General features: G+C 72.1%; 11 protein-coding genes. 9 read left to right on the top strand and 2 right to left on the bottom strand.

Annotated features, from left to right (window positions below; genetic code table 11):
• Nucleotides 1-3: 3 nt before the first annotated feature.
• Genes ACFYXF_RS14195 through ACFYXF_RS14170 form a run of 6 tightly spaced genes read left to right on the top strand, consistent with a single transcriptional unit; the run spans nt 4 to nt 11,311 of the window.
• Nucleotides 4-1,311, top strand: a complete 1,308-nt coding sequence (locus ACFYXF_RS14195) for a baseplate J/gp47 family protein (RefSeq protein ID WP_389349817.1) — start codon at nt 4-6, stop codon at nt 1,309-1,311.
• A complete protein-coding gene (locus tag ACFYXF_RS14190; protein WP_389349816.1) occupies nt 1,308-4,424 on the top strand; it encodes a LamG domain-containing protein in 3,117 nt (1,038 codons plus the stop codon). The genes ACFYXF_RS14195 and ACFYXF_RS14190 overlap by 4 nt, the downstream gene beginning before the upstream one ends.
• Complete coding sequence (locus ACFYXF_RS14185) at nt 4,417-5,049, top strand: hypothetical protein (RefSeq protein ID WP_389349815.1); 633 nt, start codon at nt 4,417-4,419, stop codon at nt 5,047-5,049. The genes ACFYXF_RS14190 and ACFYXF_RS14185 overlap by 8 nt, the downstream gene beginning before the upstream one ends.
• A gap of 10 nt (nt 5,050-5,059) precedes the next feature.
• Nucleotides 5,060-6,019, top strand: coding sequence for a hypothetical protein (locus ACFYXF_RS14180; RefSeq protein WP_389349814.1), 960 nt, complete (start codon nt 5,060-5,062; stop codon nt 6,017-6,019).
• Nucleotides 6,020-6,053: 34 nt separating this feature from the next.
• Complete coding sequence (locus tag ACFYXF_RS14175) at nt 6,054-8,267, top strand: DNA/RNA non-specific endonuclease (RefSeq protein ID WP_389349813.1); 2,214 nt, start codon at nt 6,054-6,056, stop codon at nt 8,265-8,267.
• Between the two features lie 38 nt (nt 8,268-8,305).
• A complete protein-coding gene (locus tag ACFYXF_RS14170; RefSeq protein WP_389349812.1) occupies nt 8,306-11,311 on the top strand; it encodes a hypothetical protein in 3,006 nt (1,001 codons plus the stop codon).
• A gap of 76 nt (nt 11,312-11,387) precedes the next feature.
• On the opposite strand, the gene ACFYXF_RS14165 is transcribed toward ACFYXF_RS14170, so the two are convergent.
• The gene (locus ACFYXF_RS14165; protein WP_389349811.1) at nt 11,388-12,242 is read right to left on the bottom strand and encodes a BTAD domain-containing putative transcriptional regulator; all 855 of its coding nucleotides are present in this window, start codon (nt 12,240-12,242) and stop codon (nt 11,388-11,390) included.
• A gap of 307 nt (nt 12,243-12,549) precedes the next feature.
• Here ACFYXF_RS14165 and ACFYXF_RS14160 point away from each other — a divergent pair, with 307 nt between their 5' ends.
• Nucleotides 12,550-13,059, top strand: a complete 510-nt coding sequence (locus ACFYXF_RS14160) for a DinB family protein (protein ID WP_389349810.1) — start codon at nt 12,550-12,552, stop codon at nt 13,057-13,059.
• A gap of 11 nt (nt 13,060-13,070) precedes the next feature.
• Here the strand turns inward: ACFYXF_RS14160 and ACFYXF_RS14155 are convergent, their stop codons facing one another.
• Entirely contained in the window at nt 13,071-13,715 is a 645-nt protein-coding gene (locus tag ACFYXF_RS14155; protein WP_389349937.1) for a DNA alkylation repair protein, read from the bottom strand.
• A gap of 130 nt (nt 13,716-13,845) precedes the next feature.
• Here ACFYXF_RS14155 and ACFYXF_RS14150 point away from each other — a divergent pair, with 130 nt between their 5' ends.
• Together ACFYXF_RS14150 and ACFYXF_RS14145 are read left to right on the top strand one after the other, a co-directional pair.
• On the top strand, nt 13,846-15,513 hold the full coding sequence (locus tag ACFYXF_RS14150) for a serine/threonine-protein kinase (RefSeq protein ID WP_389349809.1): 1,668 nt from the start codon (nt 13,846-13,848) through the stop codon (nt 15,511-15,513).
• A 26-nt stretch (nt 15,514-15,539) separates the two neighbouring features.
• Nucleotides 15,540-16,166: a hypothetical protein gene (locus ACFYXF_RS14145; protein WP_389349808.1), complete on the top strand. Its 627-nt coding sequence runs from the start codon at nt 15,540-15,542 to the stop codon at nt 16,164-16,166.
• Nucleotides 16,167-16,310 lie beyond the last annotated feature (144 nt).

Raw genomic sequence — 16,310 nt, 5'->3', positions numbered from 1 at the left:
GGGATGACCGATTTCGGAGTGACCGAGGACGGCTTCGTGCTCAAGCCGGTCGACCGGATCCTCAGCGAGGCGTTCGAGCGGGCCCGTGCCGTCTTCGACGGCATCGACCTGACCACGACCAGCCCGCTGCGAAAGATCCTGGAAGTCACCGCCGCCGAGGACGGCGAACTGTGGAAACGGATGGAGGACCTGTACTACGGCAACTTCATCTCCACCGCCTTCGGCGACAACCTGAACCTGCTCGGCGAGGACATGGGGCTGGCCAGGCCGCATCTGCCCAGCACCGGCACGGTACAGATCACCCTGGGCGGCGGGGCGCCCGGCCGGCGCTATGTCGTACCCGAGGGCACCATCCTGGTCACCGCCGCACCCGTGCGGGCCTTCGGCACGACCGCCCCGGTGACACTGGACGCGACACAGCGGAACGCCACGGTGGACGTGGTCGCCTTCGAGCCGGGGCCCGACGGGAACGTCCTGGCCGGCGCGATCACCGGCATCGACCCCACGTACAGCTCGATCTTCCTGGCCGACCTCGGGACCGCCACGCTGACCGTGACGAACCGGAAGGCGACCAGCGGTGGCGGCAAGACCGTCCCCGACGACACCTACCGCGCCCGGCTGGCCGGACTGGCCCGCAACCTGTGGACCGTGGAGTCGGTGGCCCAGGCGGCACTCGGTGTGAGCGGCGTCCTGGACGTGGTGCTGTCCGATCCGCTCGGCGGGGTGGACGTCTCCCAGAGCTACTTCGGCACGTTCGCCTTCGACCAGCGCGCCTTCAGCTCGGAGGCCAGGCGGATCGGCGAACCGTACTTCTTCAACGTCCTGGTGGCACACGACTTCCGGGCGCCCTGGCGGACCATCGGCCCCGTGCAGGGGATCTTCGAGCGGGTCACCGCCGCCGTCGACACGGTACGGCCGGTCGGCGTCCACCCGAACATCGTCGAGGCCATCCATGTCGAGGTCGGGGTACGGGCGAAGGTGGTCGTCCAGCCGGGATCGGACGGGGCCGCCCTGCTGGCCTCGATCCGGCAGCGGCTCGCCACCGACATCGGCGGCCTGCGGCTCGGCGGCGACGTCCTGTACTCGCAGGTCGTGCGGGCGTTCGTGGAACAGCCCGGGGTGGCCGACGTACAGCAACTGCACCTGCGGCGCAGCCCGGTGCCGTCCGGTCCGACCGCCTTCGGCGCGGTGGCCCGGCAGAGCGTGACGGTGGAGGCCGAGGTGGGGGAGAACCTGGTCATGGGTCCGACCGAGCTGGCGGTCTTCTCGCCCGGCGGGGACGCCCTGGACATCACGCTGGTGACGTCATGATCGCGCCGGGGCTCGCCGCGGTCCGGATGAGCAGGCGGCTCACGACACCGTTCGCACGCGGCGCCGACAGCCTGGACCTGCGGCTGCTGCCGGGCGCCGGCCCGTCGGCCGCCGAGGTGGCACCGTACGACTTCACCGAGCACCAGAGCCGGTTCGACCGGCCGCCGGAGCCCAGCCATGTGCTGGCGGCGGCACGGGGCGTGACGGCCGACACCACGGTGACGGTGACCTACACCCGGCCGGGCAGCCCACCGGAGACGGTACGGGCGGACTTCCCGGCCGGCACCGTGGCCGGCGCCTCCGTCGCGCTCGCGATACCCGTCGACGCGCGGATCCGGGTGACCGGCCTGCACACGACACCGGCCCCGGCGGACGAACGCCCGGACCTTGGATGGCGGTTGACCGCGCTGCTGGGCAACACGGCCAAGGTGCTGTGGGTGCTCGGCGGTGAACGCGACCAACTGCGCGGGCAGTTGGCCCGTACGGTCGCCCAACGGCATCTGCCCACTGCGATCGGCCGCAGCCTCGACCTGATCGGCGCCGACCTCGGCGTACCCAGGTTCCCGCCGCTGCCCTACGGGTTCGACGCGGGCACCGTCGCGCTGTACCACCTCGACGACGCCCCCGGGAGCACGGTCGCCCTGGACGTCACCGGGCAGTACCCCGGACGCGCCGGCCATCCCGGTTCCCCCTCGGTCTCGGTGCAGCGCGGCGCGCCCGGCCGGTACGGCGCCGCGTTCGGCTTCCGCGCGCCGGGAGCGCGGGTCGACGTGGAGACCGACACCGCGTTCGACATCACCGCGGACGCCGGCGCCACCGTGGAGTGTTTCGTCCGGCCCGATAACGGCAGCCGCGACGGGCAGGTGCTGTTCCGGCAGCCGGATCCGGGCGGCACGGGGGCGGGCTGGGCGCTCTCCGTCGGCAAGTTCGACCGCGGAGTGGACCGGAACCCACGGCTGCTCGTCAGCGACGGAACCACGCCGCCCGTCACCCTCTTCGCCGATCTGAGCCTGCCCACGGATGCCTTCACCCATCTGGCCGGAGTGCTGGACCGAACCGCCAAGGAGCTCAGGCTCTACGTCGACGGTGTGCTGCGGGCCCGCGCACCGCTCGGCCCGCTCGGCGCCGTGGTGAACACCGCGCCGCTGCGGATCGGCCCGGACGACAGCGAGTTCCGAGGGGTGATCGACGAGGTACGGATCTCCGCCGTGGCCCGGACCGACTTCGCGCCCGTACTGGGCGAGGCGGACGAGCACTACCGCAGAAGGCTCAGGCTGTTCCGGCGCTGGGCCCTGCCGACCCCGGCGAATCTGGCGTCGATGCTCAACGAACTGGTCGGCACCATCGGCGGGTTGCGTGACCCTCTGGTCGTGCAGGACACCAACGCCACCCTGGTCCGCGGCACCCGCCCGATACGCATCCGGCCGATCGCGCTACGGGAGGGCGAACACATCGACGCGGCGGGCCGGCGCGAGGCCGGCGAAGCGGAGACCGTGGGCACCGCCCAGCAGGAGGAGCAGTTCGACCCGGTCTTCCTGGTGCACTACGACAACCAGGCGGTCGACTACACCGTGCCGCCGCCGCGCGACCTCGAACCCGGCGAACTCCCGCCCGATCCCCACCTCGTGCAGGTCGGCCTGACGGGCGCCCTGGACAGGCTGGTCACCCTGGTCACCGACGAACCCGGTGCCCCGGGCCGACTACGGATCAGCGCCGCCTTCGATCCCCGCGCGGCCGACCTGCGGGCCACCGGACGGGCGGTGCTGCTCGGACACGGCACGATCGCGCAGGGACGGCTGGCCGCGCTGGCCCACCGCGCCGGTTTCGACTTCGTGCACTTCCGCCCCGACGAAAAGGGCGACGGGGCGTCGGTCTACGCGGCCAGTGCCCCGGGCGACTACTTCACCGTCGGCCTCGACCCGGAGCCGGACGGCCCGACCGACCTGGACGTCGGACAGTCGGCGACGCTGTCGCTGAGCCCGGCACCGCCCGCGGACTCGGTGCTCCGCTGGCTGACCGTACCGGCCGGCCCCGGACGCGCCACGCTGACCACGACCGGCCCGCTGGGCCGCCCGACATCGGCCACGGATCTACGGGCCACCGCGCCCGGCGGGCTGATCGTCAAGGCGGAGGTGACCCGGGGCAGGCACACCGTCTCCGCGAGCCGACCGATGCGCATCGGCGTGCCCGACCTCCCGGACGGCGGGAAGATCGCGGCCGACGGCACCCTCGGAGCCAGGGCCGAGGTGGTGAGCGACCCCGACGAGTTCTTCCACCGGGATTTCCTGGTGAGCCACGACGACCCACGGGTCGTCTACGGCGGCGACGACAACGACCACCTCATGCAGCCCGTGGTGGCGCGGGCGCTGGACACGCTGCTCGCCGAACTGGACCGACGGTCGGCCGACGGCCGGCTCACGGTGGCTTCGGCGTTCCAGCCCGCCGGGGACGAGTTCGGCGCCCACGGCCGGGTGCTGGTCCTGCGGCACAGCACCCTCTCGCCCGGCGCACTCGCCGCTCTGGCGCACGCCGTCGGGTTCGGCCATGTCGAGCACACCGGCGCCACCGTGGTCGTACGGCAGGCTCCCGGGGAGCTTGTCGTGGTCCAAGGGCCGGAGGACAGCCCGGTCATCGAGGTGGACGAGGGCGAGTCGGTCGGGGTGTCGGTACGGCCGACGCTGGTCAGCGACGAATCGGGAGGCGCGGGCCGGGTCCGGCTCGGCTGGGCGACGGGCACCTTCGACACCGCCCACGCCACCCTGGGCAACCCCAAGCAGACGGCCACGCTCCTGCGCGGCGACTCGGCGGGGGAGGCCTGGGTGCAGGCCTCCTATCTGCTCGGCGATCTGCCCGCCCCGTACACCTTCCGGGTCGGGCTGCGGCCCGAGCTGGACAACCCGGACACGGTGATCTCCAAGGACCAGTACGACCTGATCCTCAACATCCTCAACGCCCTGCACCCGGTGGGCATCGAGGTCAACACCCAGCTGATCCGGGATCACACCGTCGAGGTCCGCGGCAATCTCGCCGAGGTCAACCCCGACTTCACCTTTCCCAAGTTCCGCATCCGCAGCGTGCTGCCACCGCTACGAAGGGACAACACTCGTGGCTGACTTCAGTTACACGCCGAAATTCCACCACTTCGCCTGGGTCGACAACATCGACCGCTGCGAGGCCGGCGGCACGAACGGCTTCAACATCCGGTTCGAGACCATCGAGAACGACCTCCACGGCGTGTCCACGGTCGTCGCGCAGATCGGCACCGAACTCGACCGCCTCAATGCCCGGGTGCCGATCGTGCCCCGCACGGTCACCGCCTCGTTCGCCCCGACGCTGCAACCCATTCAGGTTCAGGGTGCGGGGGCGTGGGCCCTGCAGAACTCGGGGAACGCCGTGGCACCGACGTCCGCCCCGCCCGCCGGGGTGATGGCCCTGGCGCTGCCCGACCGGGTGACCCTGACCTCGGTGCGGGTCCGTGGCCGGGGTGCGGCGCCCAGTGGACAGAACACGGCTTTCTTCCTCGACCGGGTGTCCGTGGCCGATGGCGCCGTCCAGAAAGTCGTGTCCTTCGACACCCGCACGGTTCCGCTCGACACCGAGCTGGCCCTGGCCCCGGCCGAGGTCAACGTCGTCGATCTGGCGAACTACCGCTATGTGATCTCGGCGAACAGCGGAGTGGGCACCACCTCCGCCCCGGTCACCTTGGTGGCGTTCCAGATCACCTACACCAACCCCTGAGGGATCCCCCATGCCGACCAAGACTCCCAAGGCCGCCGTCGCCCCGAAGAACAGGCCGCCCTCGGTGACCATCGAGCCGCCGACCGGGAACGTGACCGCCCGAACTCCCGTCCCGATCAAGGTGAAAGCCGATCCGGGCGTCCGCTGGAAGTGGAACCCCGGCGACCAGAGCTGGGAGGACGAGGACGCCGTCACCTACACGGACACCCTGGTGGACATCCCGGGCGTCGAGACGATCAGGGACCATACGGGAGGCGGCGGAACGTACTCCGTCGTCTTCCCGAGGCCGGGCGGTTACACGGTCTCGGCGGCGGGACTCACCTCCGTCGGGACACGTGTCGAGGCGGCACCGGTGAACATACATGTGTCCGCCGCGGGTCCGCCGGTCTTCACCTGGGTGGCGCCGGCCGACGGGGCCGTGGTCGACCTGACCCTCGGCGGTGCCTCGGTGGAGGTGGTGCTGGCCACGTCGGACGACCAGTTCTATCCGCTGTCGGTCGCCATCACCCAGGACGGTCTGACCACGACTCAGCAGCACAGCGGGACCGAGTACCGCAAGACGATCGGCCTCGCCCCGACACCGCTGGGAGCCCGGTCGATCACCGTGAAGTGCACCGACCCGGACGGCGGCGTGTCGACCCAGACCCGCTCGGTCGTGGGACACGACGGCGCACCGCCGACGGTCACGCTCGACGCCTACGACAGCGACGTGGCCGTCACCTCGCTGCCCTGGGCGCTGACCCTGACCGGGACGACGCCCGGGGTGTCGTCGGGGGTGACGGGTGTGCGGTACGCGGTCGTCGACGGGCCGGAAGGGGACGCGCGGAACACCGCGGCCGACGGCGACTGGTCGACCTGGCAGGCACAGCTCTCGCTGCCCACCACCGGCACCTTCGACGTCACGATCACCGCCACGGACTCCCGGGGCGGAACCGCGTCGGCGTCGGCGTCGATCACCCTGCACCTGTAGCCCGTACCCGCCCGAGAGTTGTGGAGCAGCTGACATGCCGATCGACTGCCACGTCCCGATAGCCGTCCGGCTGGTGGGGGAGCCGACCCCGGCACAGCTGGAGCAGCTCGGCCGGGAGCTGGCCCGTACCGTCGCGGCGCGAGTGGCACAGGTGGAGCGGATACTGGCCGAGCGGCACCGCTTCGAGGCGAGGACCGCTCCGCCGGTGCGGGAGCGGTACGAGCCGGGCCGGGACGCGGCGAACGCGCGGGGCGGCGCGCAGGTGCCCAGCTACGACAGCGGTGGCCGCCCCGTCACCGTGCCCGTGCGCGGAGCGCCGACAGCACCGGCGGCACGGCGCTACCCGCACGGGCCGCGATTCGAGGACCGGGTCCTGCTCGAAGCCAAGGCGTTCCTCAAGATCGACAGCCGTCGTGACCTGGCCTGGCTCCGGCGGGTCGTGGACTGGTACGCCGACACCGTCGACTACCAGGCGTTCACCCAGGCATTGCGGCGGGACGGGCTCGAATCCTTCTTCCTCGGCTTGCAGGCACGGCAGACCGGGGCAGCCAGGCCGGCCCCGTCGACCAACCTGAGCGCCGACACCATCCGGATGCTCTACGGCCCCACCCCGGAGGACCCCGACCACTGGAGGTCGCTCACCTTCGAGGAGCGGCGCGCCCCCATCACGGTCGGCGACCGGACGCATTTGACGGTGCGTGACCGGACCGAGGTGATCGAGGGCCGGGGAGACCAGGCCAACACGCATGTCGTCGTGCACGAGCACAGCTGGGAGATGACCCCTCAGGCGCTGCACGCCTTTCTCGTCAGGATGGTCGGCGGGCGGTTGACCCCCTTCGAGGAGTACCTGGTGGCGAACTGGAACGAGGTGAGGCCGGTCCCGCAGTTCGACGGCCCGCACATCGTCGGCTACTACACCGTGTCCGGCGGCAGCGGGCGCCGTGAGCACCGGATCCACGACGCCAACGGGGACGTGGCCGACTTCTGGATCAGTGAGGCGGCGCTGGTCGACAAGGGGCTCGGACCGATCGAGTACCTCCTCTTGGGCAGGGCCGCGGTCAAGCTCGGGAGCCTGGCGTTACGGGCCGGAGCGCGGGCCCTGCTGTCCGGCGCGAGCAGCGCCTACGTCCGGAACACCCTGCTCGCGCTGCGCCTGACCACGCGCCGTCTCGGCCGGCCGCTGGGCGCCGCGATGGAGGGCACCGAGGCCGGGATGGCAGTGCCGGGAATCGGCGCCGGGCGGCCCGTGGCGGCGCTCACCGCACGCGAGGCGTCGTCCGCGGGCGTCCCGGTTCCGCCCCGGGGATCTCCGGCCGCCGCTGTTCCACGGGCCTCGTCGTCGACAGCGCCCCGGACCGTCGTGTCCGGGGGCGACGCGACCGCGTCCGTGGCCCGGCAGGGCGGAACGGCACCGCCCGCCGCACCTCGGGCGCAGGTCTCTCCCCGTACCGCTTCTCCCCGCGCGACCGCTCCGGAGGCGGCCGGTGCGCGCGCCGGGGCCGACGCCCGGGCAGGCCGCACCGTGGCCCGCGTCGTCGCCGTGACCACGGTCGACCGGACGGGCACACGCCGGGTCACCGGCACCGCAGCCACGCCCGGCGCCCCCGGCACCACGACGGGGTTCAGGGCCCGCGAGGAGGCGGCGCGAGTCGTGACGGGCCGTGGAACCTCCATGGAGGCGCAGGTGATGGGGGAGCGCGGGATGCACGTGGAGACCATGCCGAACCGGTCCGACGCCCGCCGACGGGAGAACCCCGACACCTCCTCGTCGCGCCAGCCAGCCGTCGCGTTCGCCGACCGGGTCCAAGTGAGTGCCCTGGAGAACGGTCTGCCCACCGGCACGATGGGCGAACTCACCCCGGCCGACCTGAACACCGGCACCTCCTCGGCGCACGACGTCAACCCTGTCGGCCAGCAGCCCGAAGGCGTGGCCAGGTACGGCGCCCGCAAGGGGCATCTCCTCGCCAATGTGATGGGCGGCTCGGGGCGCGATCTCGGGAACCTCGCCTGGATGCACGTACTGGTCAACAACTCCTCGTACAAGACCGCCTTCGAGAACCCGGTCATCAAGGCGCTCCGCGCGGGACACAACGTCCGCTTCGGGGTGCGCCCCAAGTTCCGCGGGCCCGAAGTGGCGCCGTACGAGATCGAGGTCTGGGCGACGACCGAGACCGGGCAGGTCGTCGTCCCGGTGCGGAACATCCGGACGCCCGGCCTGAGCGACCTGTCCCACAACCCGGCCGAGTGACCGCGCCGGCGGACAGGGAAACGGAGAAGGAGAGCGCGATGAAGCGTCGGTACCACCTCCCCGACGGCGTCGACGGGGCGCACACCCTGTCCGACAGCATGTCGCGGCAGACAGGACGGCAGCTCGTCGCGACGGTGCTGGCCGGTGTCGCGCGAGGTGTGCGCACGGCGGTTCCCGAGGAGGTGGCCGGGCCCGTCGGCCCCGCTCGGCGGCCCGCCCGGGAGCCGTTCGACCGGCCCGGCGGCGGCCGGTACGCCGCACCCGGCTACGACGACAACGGCCGCCCCGTGGCCGTCACGCTGCACCCGCAGGTGGCAGGCGCCCAGGACCCCGGCCCCGGTGCCTTCGAGACCGACGACGAGCTGCGCGGGAACCCGGACGTCGAGGAGATCCGGCACTCACCCGAGATGCGCCGGTACTTCGGACTGCGCGACCACTACCTGCGGCTCCACCCGCGCCATCGGCTGCCGGACTTCGCCCCGCTGCGACTGCACCAACTCGCCGCACTGACGCGCGTGTACGACCGGCTCCAGCAGCTCTCCGAGCTGGACTGGACCCTGCTGGAGCAGCGGAGCGGTTCCGAAGTCCCGCCCGGGGACTGGGACTTGGCGGGCGCCCGGCTCGACGATTTCCTGAAGAGCGACGAGCGGGCGCGGGCCATCCGTGACGCGGCGGCGCGTGACACGGCGATCGACGCGGCGCACAAGCGGGTCAGCCCGGTCCGGGAGGCGCGGGCCATCGGGCGGCTCAACGGCCTGGAGAAGCTCTACGAGACCATCAAGTTCTACGAGGGCCTCCCGAACGACCGCCCGGACAGGGAAGGGTTCGACACGACGAGGAAGCAGGAGGCGAAGGACGACATGCTGCGCGCCCTGCGTGCGGCGGGCTTCGCCGGCCTCGACGCCTTCGACGACGCCGTCCGCGCGTTGCGCGAGGTCGTGCGGGAACGTGCGGTCGGTATCGCGCTCGCCACCATGAAGGAGAGCGAGCGCGTGCTCCGGGCGGAACTCCACCGCTACCGGGAGCCCCGGGTGCTCGTGGCGCTGGCCGGTGAACTCGCGGCGATGCGGCGCCCGCCCGCGCCCTCCGTGGACGCCGTGCTGAAACTGATCGGCGACTATCCGATCCTCCGCGACCCGGTGGCGCTGCGGGGCGCGTTGGGGGCCCGGGTGCCGGACCTCCTCGGCGACCTGCTGCGGCAGAACGCCCAGGCACAGCTCGCCAACATCGACGGCGTCCGGGCCACCCTGGGGGAGGACCGCGAAGAGGTCTTCGGCCTCAACCACATCATCGACGAGGCACTGGACCAGCTGGGGCTGCCCGCGAACTCCGTACAGGCACTGGTCGTCCGGGACCGGCGGGCCGCGCCGCGAAGCCTCGTACGGGCGGCGGTCGACCTGCTGCTGCTCGTCCTCAGCTTCGCTGGTGGACCGTTGGCGGCGGTGGGCTACGCGGCGCGCGCGGTCGTCCTCGCGCTGCAGATCCATGACGTGGTGAAACTGGACGGGGAGGAGCACCGGCAGCGGGCGCGGTCCCACGCGGGCACGCCGCTCGCCGACACACCCGCCCCCAGGGGCCACGGGTGGGAGCTGTTCGCGCTGTTCACCTCGATCGGCGAAGCGGTCCCCGGCGCTCTCCGGGCACTGCACCCGCGTGGCACCCGGCTGTCGGCGAAGGCCGGCGAGCTGCTGTCGGCGGGCACCGTGCGCCAGGGGAGCCGTTGGGGATTCCTGCCCGGGACCCGGTTCGCCGAGGCCGGTCCCGGCCGGGTGGCCATCTGGCACCCGGACTTCCCCGACGAGGTGTTCAGCCTCGACGCCACCGGCCTCACCCGGTACCGCAAGGTCAACGGGGTCGTCGAGCAGACCGGGCACTGGCCGCTGTCCACCGCGAACACCGCCGCTGGTACAGCCGCGACGCCCACGGCCAGGAGCGCCCTCGTCCGCCCCGACACGCGAGCGCTCCCCGCACCGGCCGATCCGATACCCCGCCTCGGAGCGAAACGGCCGGGATTCGGCTCGCTCGGAGCCATGTCCCGGCTGTCACCTGCGACCGCCGCCGCCGAGGCACGACTGCGGGAGGTCATCGAGCAGTTGGCCGAGCGCACCAAGAAGGCCAAGGCCGGCTTCGGACGATTCGCCGACGGCGACCGCAAGGAACTACTGCTCGGGCGGGCCGAAGCCCTGGCCGAGCGACTCACCTCGTACGACAAACGCCTCACGGTCGGTCTGTCCGGCCATCGGAAGCAGTGGACGGAGCCCGCGATGGACGCGGAGGTGCGCGAGGCCATCGGCTGGGTCGAGCGGAGGATCCACGGCGTCACGAACCAGGTACGGAGGTTGGAACTTCAGGTGACGCCGGTGCCGTTCCCGACCGCCGCCCAGCAGGAGGTGATCGACCGTTACGTCCGGGAACTCGCCGAGCTGCGCGACCTCCAGGCACGCGTTGCGAAGGGCGACGCGACCGCCCTCGCACAGCGCGACGCGGTCCGCGACGGACTGATCCGGCTGGAACTGCGGGCGGCGCGTCACGCGCCGGGCGAGGAAACCCTGCTCTTCCACATCGAGTCGCTCGCGCGAGCACGGCGCATCCTGCTCGGCAAGGACAAACTCGACGCCACCGTGGCGGGCCGCAGGACCGACCGGCCGACCGCGGCCACCGTCCTGCCGGGCGGTCTGGCCAACCGGACGTACGGCGAGATCGCCGCCGGCATCGGGAGGCCGCCCAGGATCGAGCTGCCGCAAGGTGCCCGGCAGCCGCACGCTCCCCGTGCGGAGGTCACAGGTGCCGTGACGCTCACCTGGGTGTTCAGGGACGGCAGCATCATCCGCATCGACGTCCCGGGCCCCGGCACACGGGCGTTCGTGAGCGGCAGCCGGCCCCATGTCGCCCGGATCGGTCCCGGCGACGTCCACTACGACGACCAGGGCATCGCGGTCCCGCACGACTCGACGCCCGCTCACATACCGCTGCGGGTCGCCGGGCGGTCGGACCCCCTGTACGGCGCGATCGAAGCCGCCCGCAACGCGGCGACCCGGAAATGAGGAACCGGCCGGCGGTCCCTGGCGACGAGGCCAGGAACCGCCGACCGGGGTCCCTCCGTACGACCTTGACGTGATGTCAGACAGCCGCACCCGACGGCACGAAGGGCGAGCCGTGGTCCGGCGCGTCCGCACCGACCCCCTGGTCGCCACCCCAGGTGGGCCTCCCGCCGCCCGACGGCCGCCCGCCACGCCCCAGCGCGGTGTCGTGCCGAAGGATCTGCCGATGGATCTCGACCAGCCCCGGCGACGGCTCGACCCCGTGACCCTCGATCAGCACCGCACGCGCGAGCTGGAACGCGGACAACGCCTCGGCCTGCCTGCCCGAGCGGTACAGCGCGGTCATCAGCTGCCCCCACAGCACCTCCCGCGTGGGATGGGCCCGGACCAGTCCTTCCAGCTCGACGGCCACCTGGGCGTCGAGACCCATGGCCAGCGCGGCCTCGATCCGTGCCTCGATCGCCGACATCCGGGACCGCTCCAGCCGGGTCGCCTCCGCCGCGATCGCCGGATGACGGTCGAACTCGGCGAAGGCATCACCACGCCACAGACCCAGCGCGCTCGTCAGACGTTCGACGGCGAGCTGAGGCTGCCGCGCCGCCAGCGCCTGCCGGCCCGACGCCGCCAGCCGTTCGAACCGCACGGCGTCGACCACCGTCGGATCCACCCGCAGCTGATAGCCCGGCGGCCGGGTGACCAGCAGCCCCTCCGCACCGGCCGCGCCGCGCAGAGCGGTGCGCAGCCTCGACACGTAGGTACGCACGGTCCGGTGCGCGTCCGCGGGCGGAAACGCACCCCACAGCTCCGCCGCCAGCGCCCCCACGCTCACGGTCCGGCCGGGCACGACCGCCAACCGGGCGAGAACGCACCGCAGTTGGGGACCACCAAGATCCACGGACCTGCCGTCGACGACGGTCTCCAACGGTCCGAGCACACGTAATTCCAGTACACCTGTCTCCGATGTCACGTTCGCCCCCGCGATTGACATATGTGGTTCGGGAAGGGAGTAAGGAGAGGGGTCAGCATCTCCTCGACGATGTCGAATTCCGGTCGACAGCGTGGCATGCGGAAAGTCCCCTGTCGCGCCCTGTTCCGCTCAGCGGACCGGGGACGCCACGCGTGTAGAACGCCGAGGGACAGGAACGGGGAGAACGCGGAGTTCGCGCAGGTGGGACGGGGGTTCACATGATCCCCGTACACTCGCGAAATCTTTCTGCACGCACGGACGAGGAGCACGACCGGTGACCAGCGACACCCGCACGGGACCGCCCAGTTTCGGCAGTGAGCGCGACATGCTGCGGGCCTTTCTCGACTACCACCGGGCGACCCTCGCCATGAAGTGCGAAGGGCTCACCGACGAGGAACTGAAGCAGCGCTCGATGCCCCCGTCGACGCTGTCGCTGCTCGGTCTGGTGCGGCACATGGCCGAGGTGGAACGTGCCTGGTTCCGCCGGGTGTTCGAGGACAACGACGCGCCCATGGTCTGGTCCGACCGCATCGACTTCCAGGCGGCGTACGACGCGAGCGCGTCGACGAGGGAGGAGGCGTTCACGGCCTGGGAGGCGGAGGTGGAGAACTCGCGCCGGATCGAGCGGGAGGCCGACTCCCTGGACCTGGCCGGACATCAGCCGAGATGGGAGGAGGAGGTGTCGCTGCGGATGGTGATGGTCCATGTGCTCCTGGAGTACGGCCGCCACAACGGGCACGCGGACTTCCTGCGCGAGGGCGTCGACGGCACGGTGGGCGCCTGAACCGGCTCCGTCTACGTGACCTGCCGCCGGCGCACCATCTCGGCGATCCAGGCGGGCGCGAACGGGGAAGTGCAGCCCGGCGAGGTCGGATAGTCCTTGAGCACCTCCAGGCGCTCACCGATGTCGCGGGCACGGGCGCGGAGTTCGGCGTGCTCGATCCCGATCTGCGCCAGGCAGTGGTTCATCGCCCACTGCAGACGCTCCGGGGCGTCCTTCATCTCCGCCTCGATCACGTCGAGCAGCCCCACGAGGTCGAGGCCCCCGGGCTTCTTCGCCACACGTTCGGTGGTCAGCGCCCAGCCGGCGCTCGCGACCACGGGATCCGGATCGGCGAACCAGCTCACGCGCAGCTCTTCGGCGTACGGATTCTTCTTCACCACGTAGTTCACGAGCCAGTCGTGCACCTTCGGGGTGCGCGCGTCACGCAGCATGACGTCCAGTTCGTCCCGCTCGAACGCCTTCGGCCGGCAGATCAGGAGCGCCAGCAGTCTCGCCGCGGTGTCACCCGTCCCCCAGAGCTCCCGCGAGAGTTCCTGCTGCGTCCTCAGCCGCTTCGCGACCGCGCGCAGCTTGGTGAGGTTCACACCGTGATCGTCACCGTGCTTCTCGTTCACCGCGCGTGCTCCGGGGTCCTCCAGCGAGGCCAGTTCGGCCATCACCTCGGCCAACGCCGTCTCGGTCACCGCGGCCTCCTCTCGGCTCGTGCGGGAGCCAGCGTACGACGGCAGGCGGAACCGGTACGGGGTGCGGTGAGCGTTGTCGGTGGTGGCGTCTAGGCTCCCGTCCATGAGTGAGGCAGACAGAGGCCCCGGACGGCGGATCGTCGACGGCCGCTTCGAGTTGGAGGCCCGTCTCGGCGGAGGCGGGATGGGGACCGTCTGGCGGGCCAGGGACGTGGTGCTGCACCGGCTGGTCGCGGTCAAGGAGGTCCGCCCGCCCGACCGGGACCTCGCCGAGTACGACCCCGAGGGCGCGCGGATGCTGCGCGAGCGGGTCCTGCGCGAGGCCAGGGCCCTGGCCCGGATCGACCATCCGAACGTCGTCACCATCCACCACATCGTCGACGGCGGCGAGGGCACCTACCCGTGGCTCGTCATGGAACTGGTCAGCGGCGGCTCGCTGGCCGACCGGCTGGCCAAGGGGCCGATGCCGACGGACGAGGCGGCACGGACCGGCCGGGGAGTACTGGCCGCGCTGACGGCGGCCCACGACGCCGGCATCCAGCACCGGGACGTCAAGCCCGCCAACGTCCTCCTGCGGCCCGACGGTCGCCCGGTGCTCACCGACTTCGGCATCGCCGCGATCCGTGAGGCGACCGGCCTCACCGCCACGGGCTCCATCATCGGAACGCCCGACTTCATGGCCCCGGAGCGCATCTCGGGCCACGAGGGCGGCGCCGCCTCCGACCTGTGGTCGCTGGCGATGATGCTGTACACCGCCGTGGAGGGCCACCACCCGCTGCGCCGCGCCAGCACCCTGGCCACCCTCGCCGCGGTCCTCCACGACGAGGTGCCACCGCCGGTGCGGGCCGGAGCCCTGGGCCCGGTGCTGATGGGCGTCCTCGTACGGGACCCTGCGGCACGGCCGTCCACGGCAGTGCTGGACCGCCAGCTGGCCGCGATCGAATCGGCGCCCCCGGCCCGACCGACGGCTGAGTGGCACCAACCCACCTCCTACCCGCTGGCGCCGCCGTCCGCTGCCTCGGCCCCGCGGACCACCGCCGGGTTCGGGCCGCCGCCGGTCGTCCCCGGACCCGGGAGGATCACGGGCGTGCCGGCAACCGCACCCGTACGGCCACGCAGGCGTGCGCCCGGCCTGACAGCCCTGTTGGGCGTCTCGGGAACCTCGCTCGCCGCTGTTCTGCTGTGGTGGCTGCTGCCCCTCGGCGGCGACTCGGGTGACGCGGCATCGGGCGCCCCGACGTCCACATCGTCCTCACGTTCGAGCACGTCGGAGACCACCGCGTCCCCGGATGCCCAGCGGTCCGAGGGGACCCAGAGCGCCTCGCTGCTCACCCCGGACGGCATCCGCTCCGCCATCAAGGCGCTGAAGGAGAAGAGCGGGCGGAACAGGTTCGGCTCCCTCACCGTCTACCCGGACTTCGCGACGGCCAGAATGGTGGTCAACGGCAGCGACACCAAGTACGACGACTACACCTTCCGTCCCGACGAAGGCGCGGAGAAGGGCACATCGGCGGGCACCCTGTCCACCAGCGACCAGCCGGTCGATCCCGACATCTTCAACTGGGACAGGCTTCCCGCCCTCCTCGCGGAGGCGGACAAGAAGCTGAACGTCGACGATCCGGAGTACCGCTACGTGTTGCTGAGGCTGCCCGACGACTCGCGCGACACCCCGGCCGAGATAGCCGTCTACCTCTCGGACGAGTACGGGGGCGGCTTCCTGGAGGCGGACACGCAAGGCAGGGTGACCGACGTGTCACCCGCCAAGGACTGACCGACTCCTCGCCGTGGGATCAGCTGATGCACACCAGCCCGAGCAGGCAGATCCCTGACGACGAGGACGAGGACGAGTCCGACGACGACTCGGACGGCGACGGAGTCGCCGACGACGTGTCCGTGTCCGACGTACTGGTGCTGTCCGTCGCCGAGGGAGTGGGCGAGGCCGTCGTCTCCGTGACGGTGTTCGTGGCACCGGACACCGCGGCGGCCGTCTGCGACACGGCCGAGGTCGTCGCCGCCGTCAACGGAACCTTGACGCTGTGCTGCTGGACCGCCGTCGGGGCCGTCGGCGTGGCCCGGGGAGTGACGGCGGACTGCTCGTGCGGCGCGTTCGCCGTGGCGGAGCCGGTGGTGAGGGACGAGGTGCGCTCGGCCCGGCGGGAGGTGTCGGTCGGCGTCGACGGCACCGGAACGGAGTCCGTGGCCTCCTCCTCCGCGATCCCCATGACCTCCCGGTCCGGCGCGGTGGCCGCCTGCGTCCGCTCCGTGGACTGGCGGTTCAGCGAGGAGACGGTCATGCCTCCGCCGACCAGGGCGACCGCGGTGGCGACCAGGGCCCTGCGCTGCGTCTTCTTCCAGCGTTCCCGCTGGCGACGCCGAGCCGCCCGGCCCACGGGCGCGGGGGCCGGGACGTCCGAGCCGTCGTAGGGCTGCTCCTGCGGCGCCCGGCGGAGTTCCTCGGCGCCGGGATCCACCTCGTTCCACGGGGCGGTGGGGGCCTGGCGCTCTGCCCCACCCGTCGCGGCGGACGGTGCCGGCATTCTGACGGCGAGGGGAGCGATGTCCGGGGCG

It is taken from the genome of Streptomyces sp. NPDC002680, from assembly GCF_042889145.1.
In the GTDB taxonomy this organism is placed as follows: domain Bacteria; phylum Actinomycetota; class Actinomycetes; order Streptomycetales; family Streptomycetaceae; genus Streptomyces; species Streptomyces adonidis.
The sequence above is the reverse complement of the archived record's forward strand: the minus strand, read 5'-3'. Positions and strand labels throughout refer to the sequence as shown.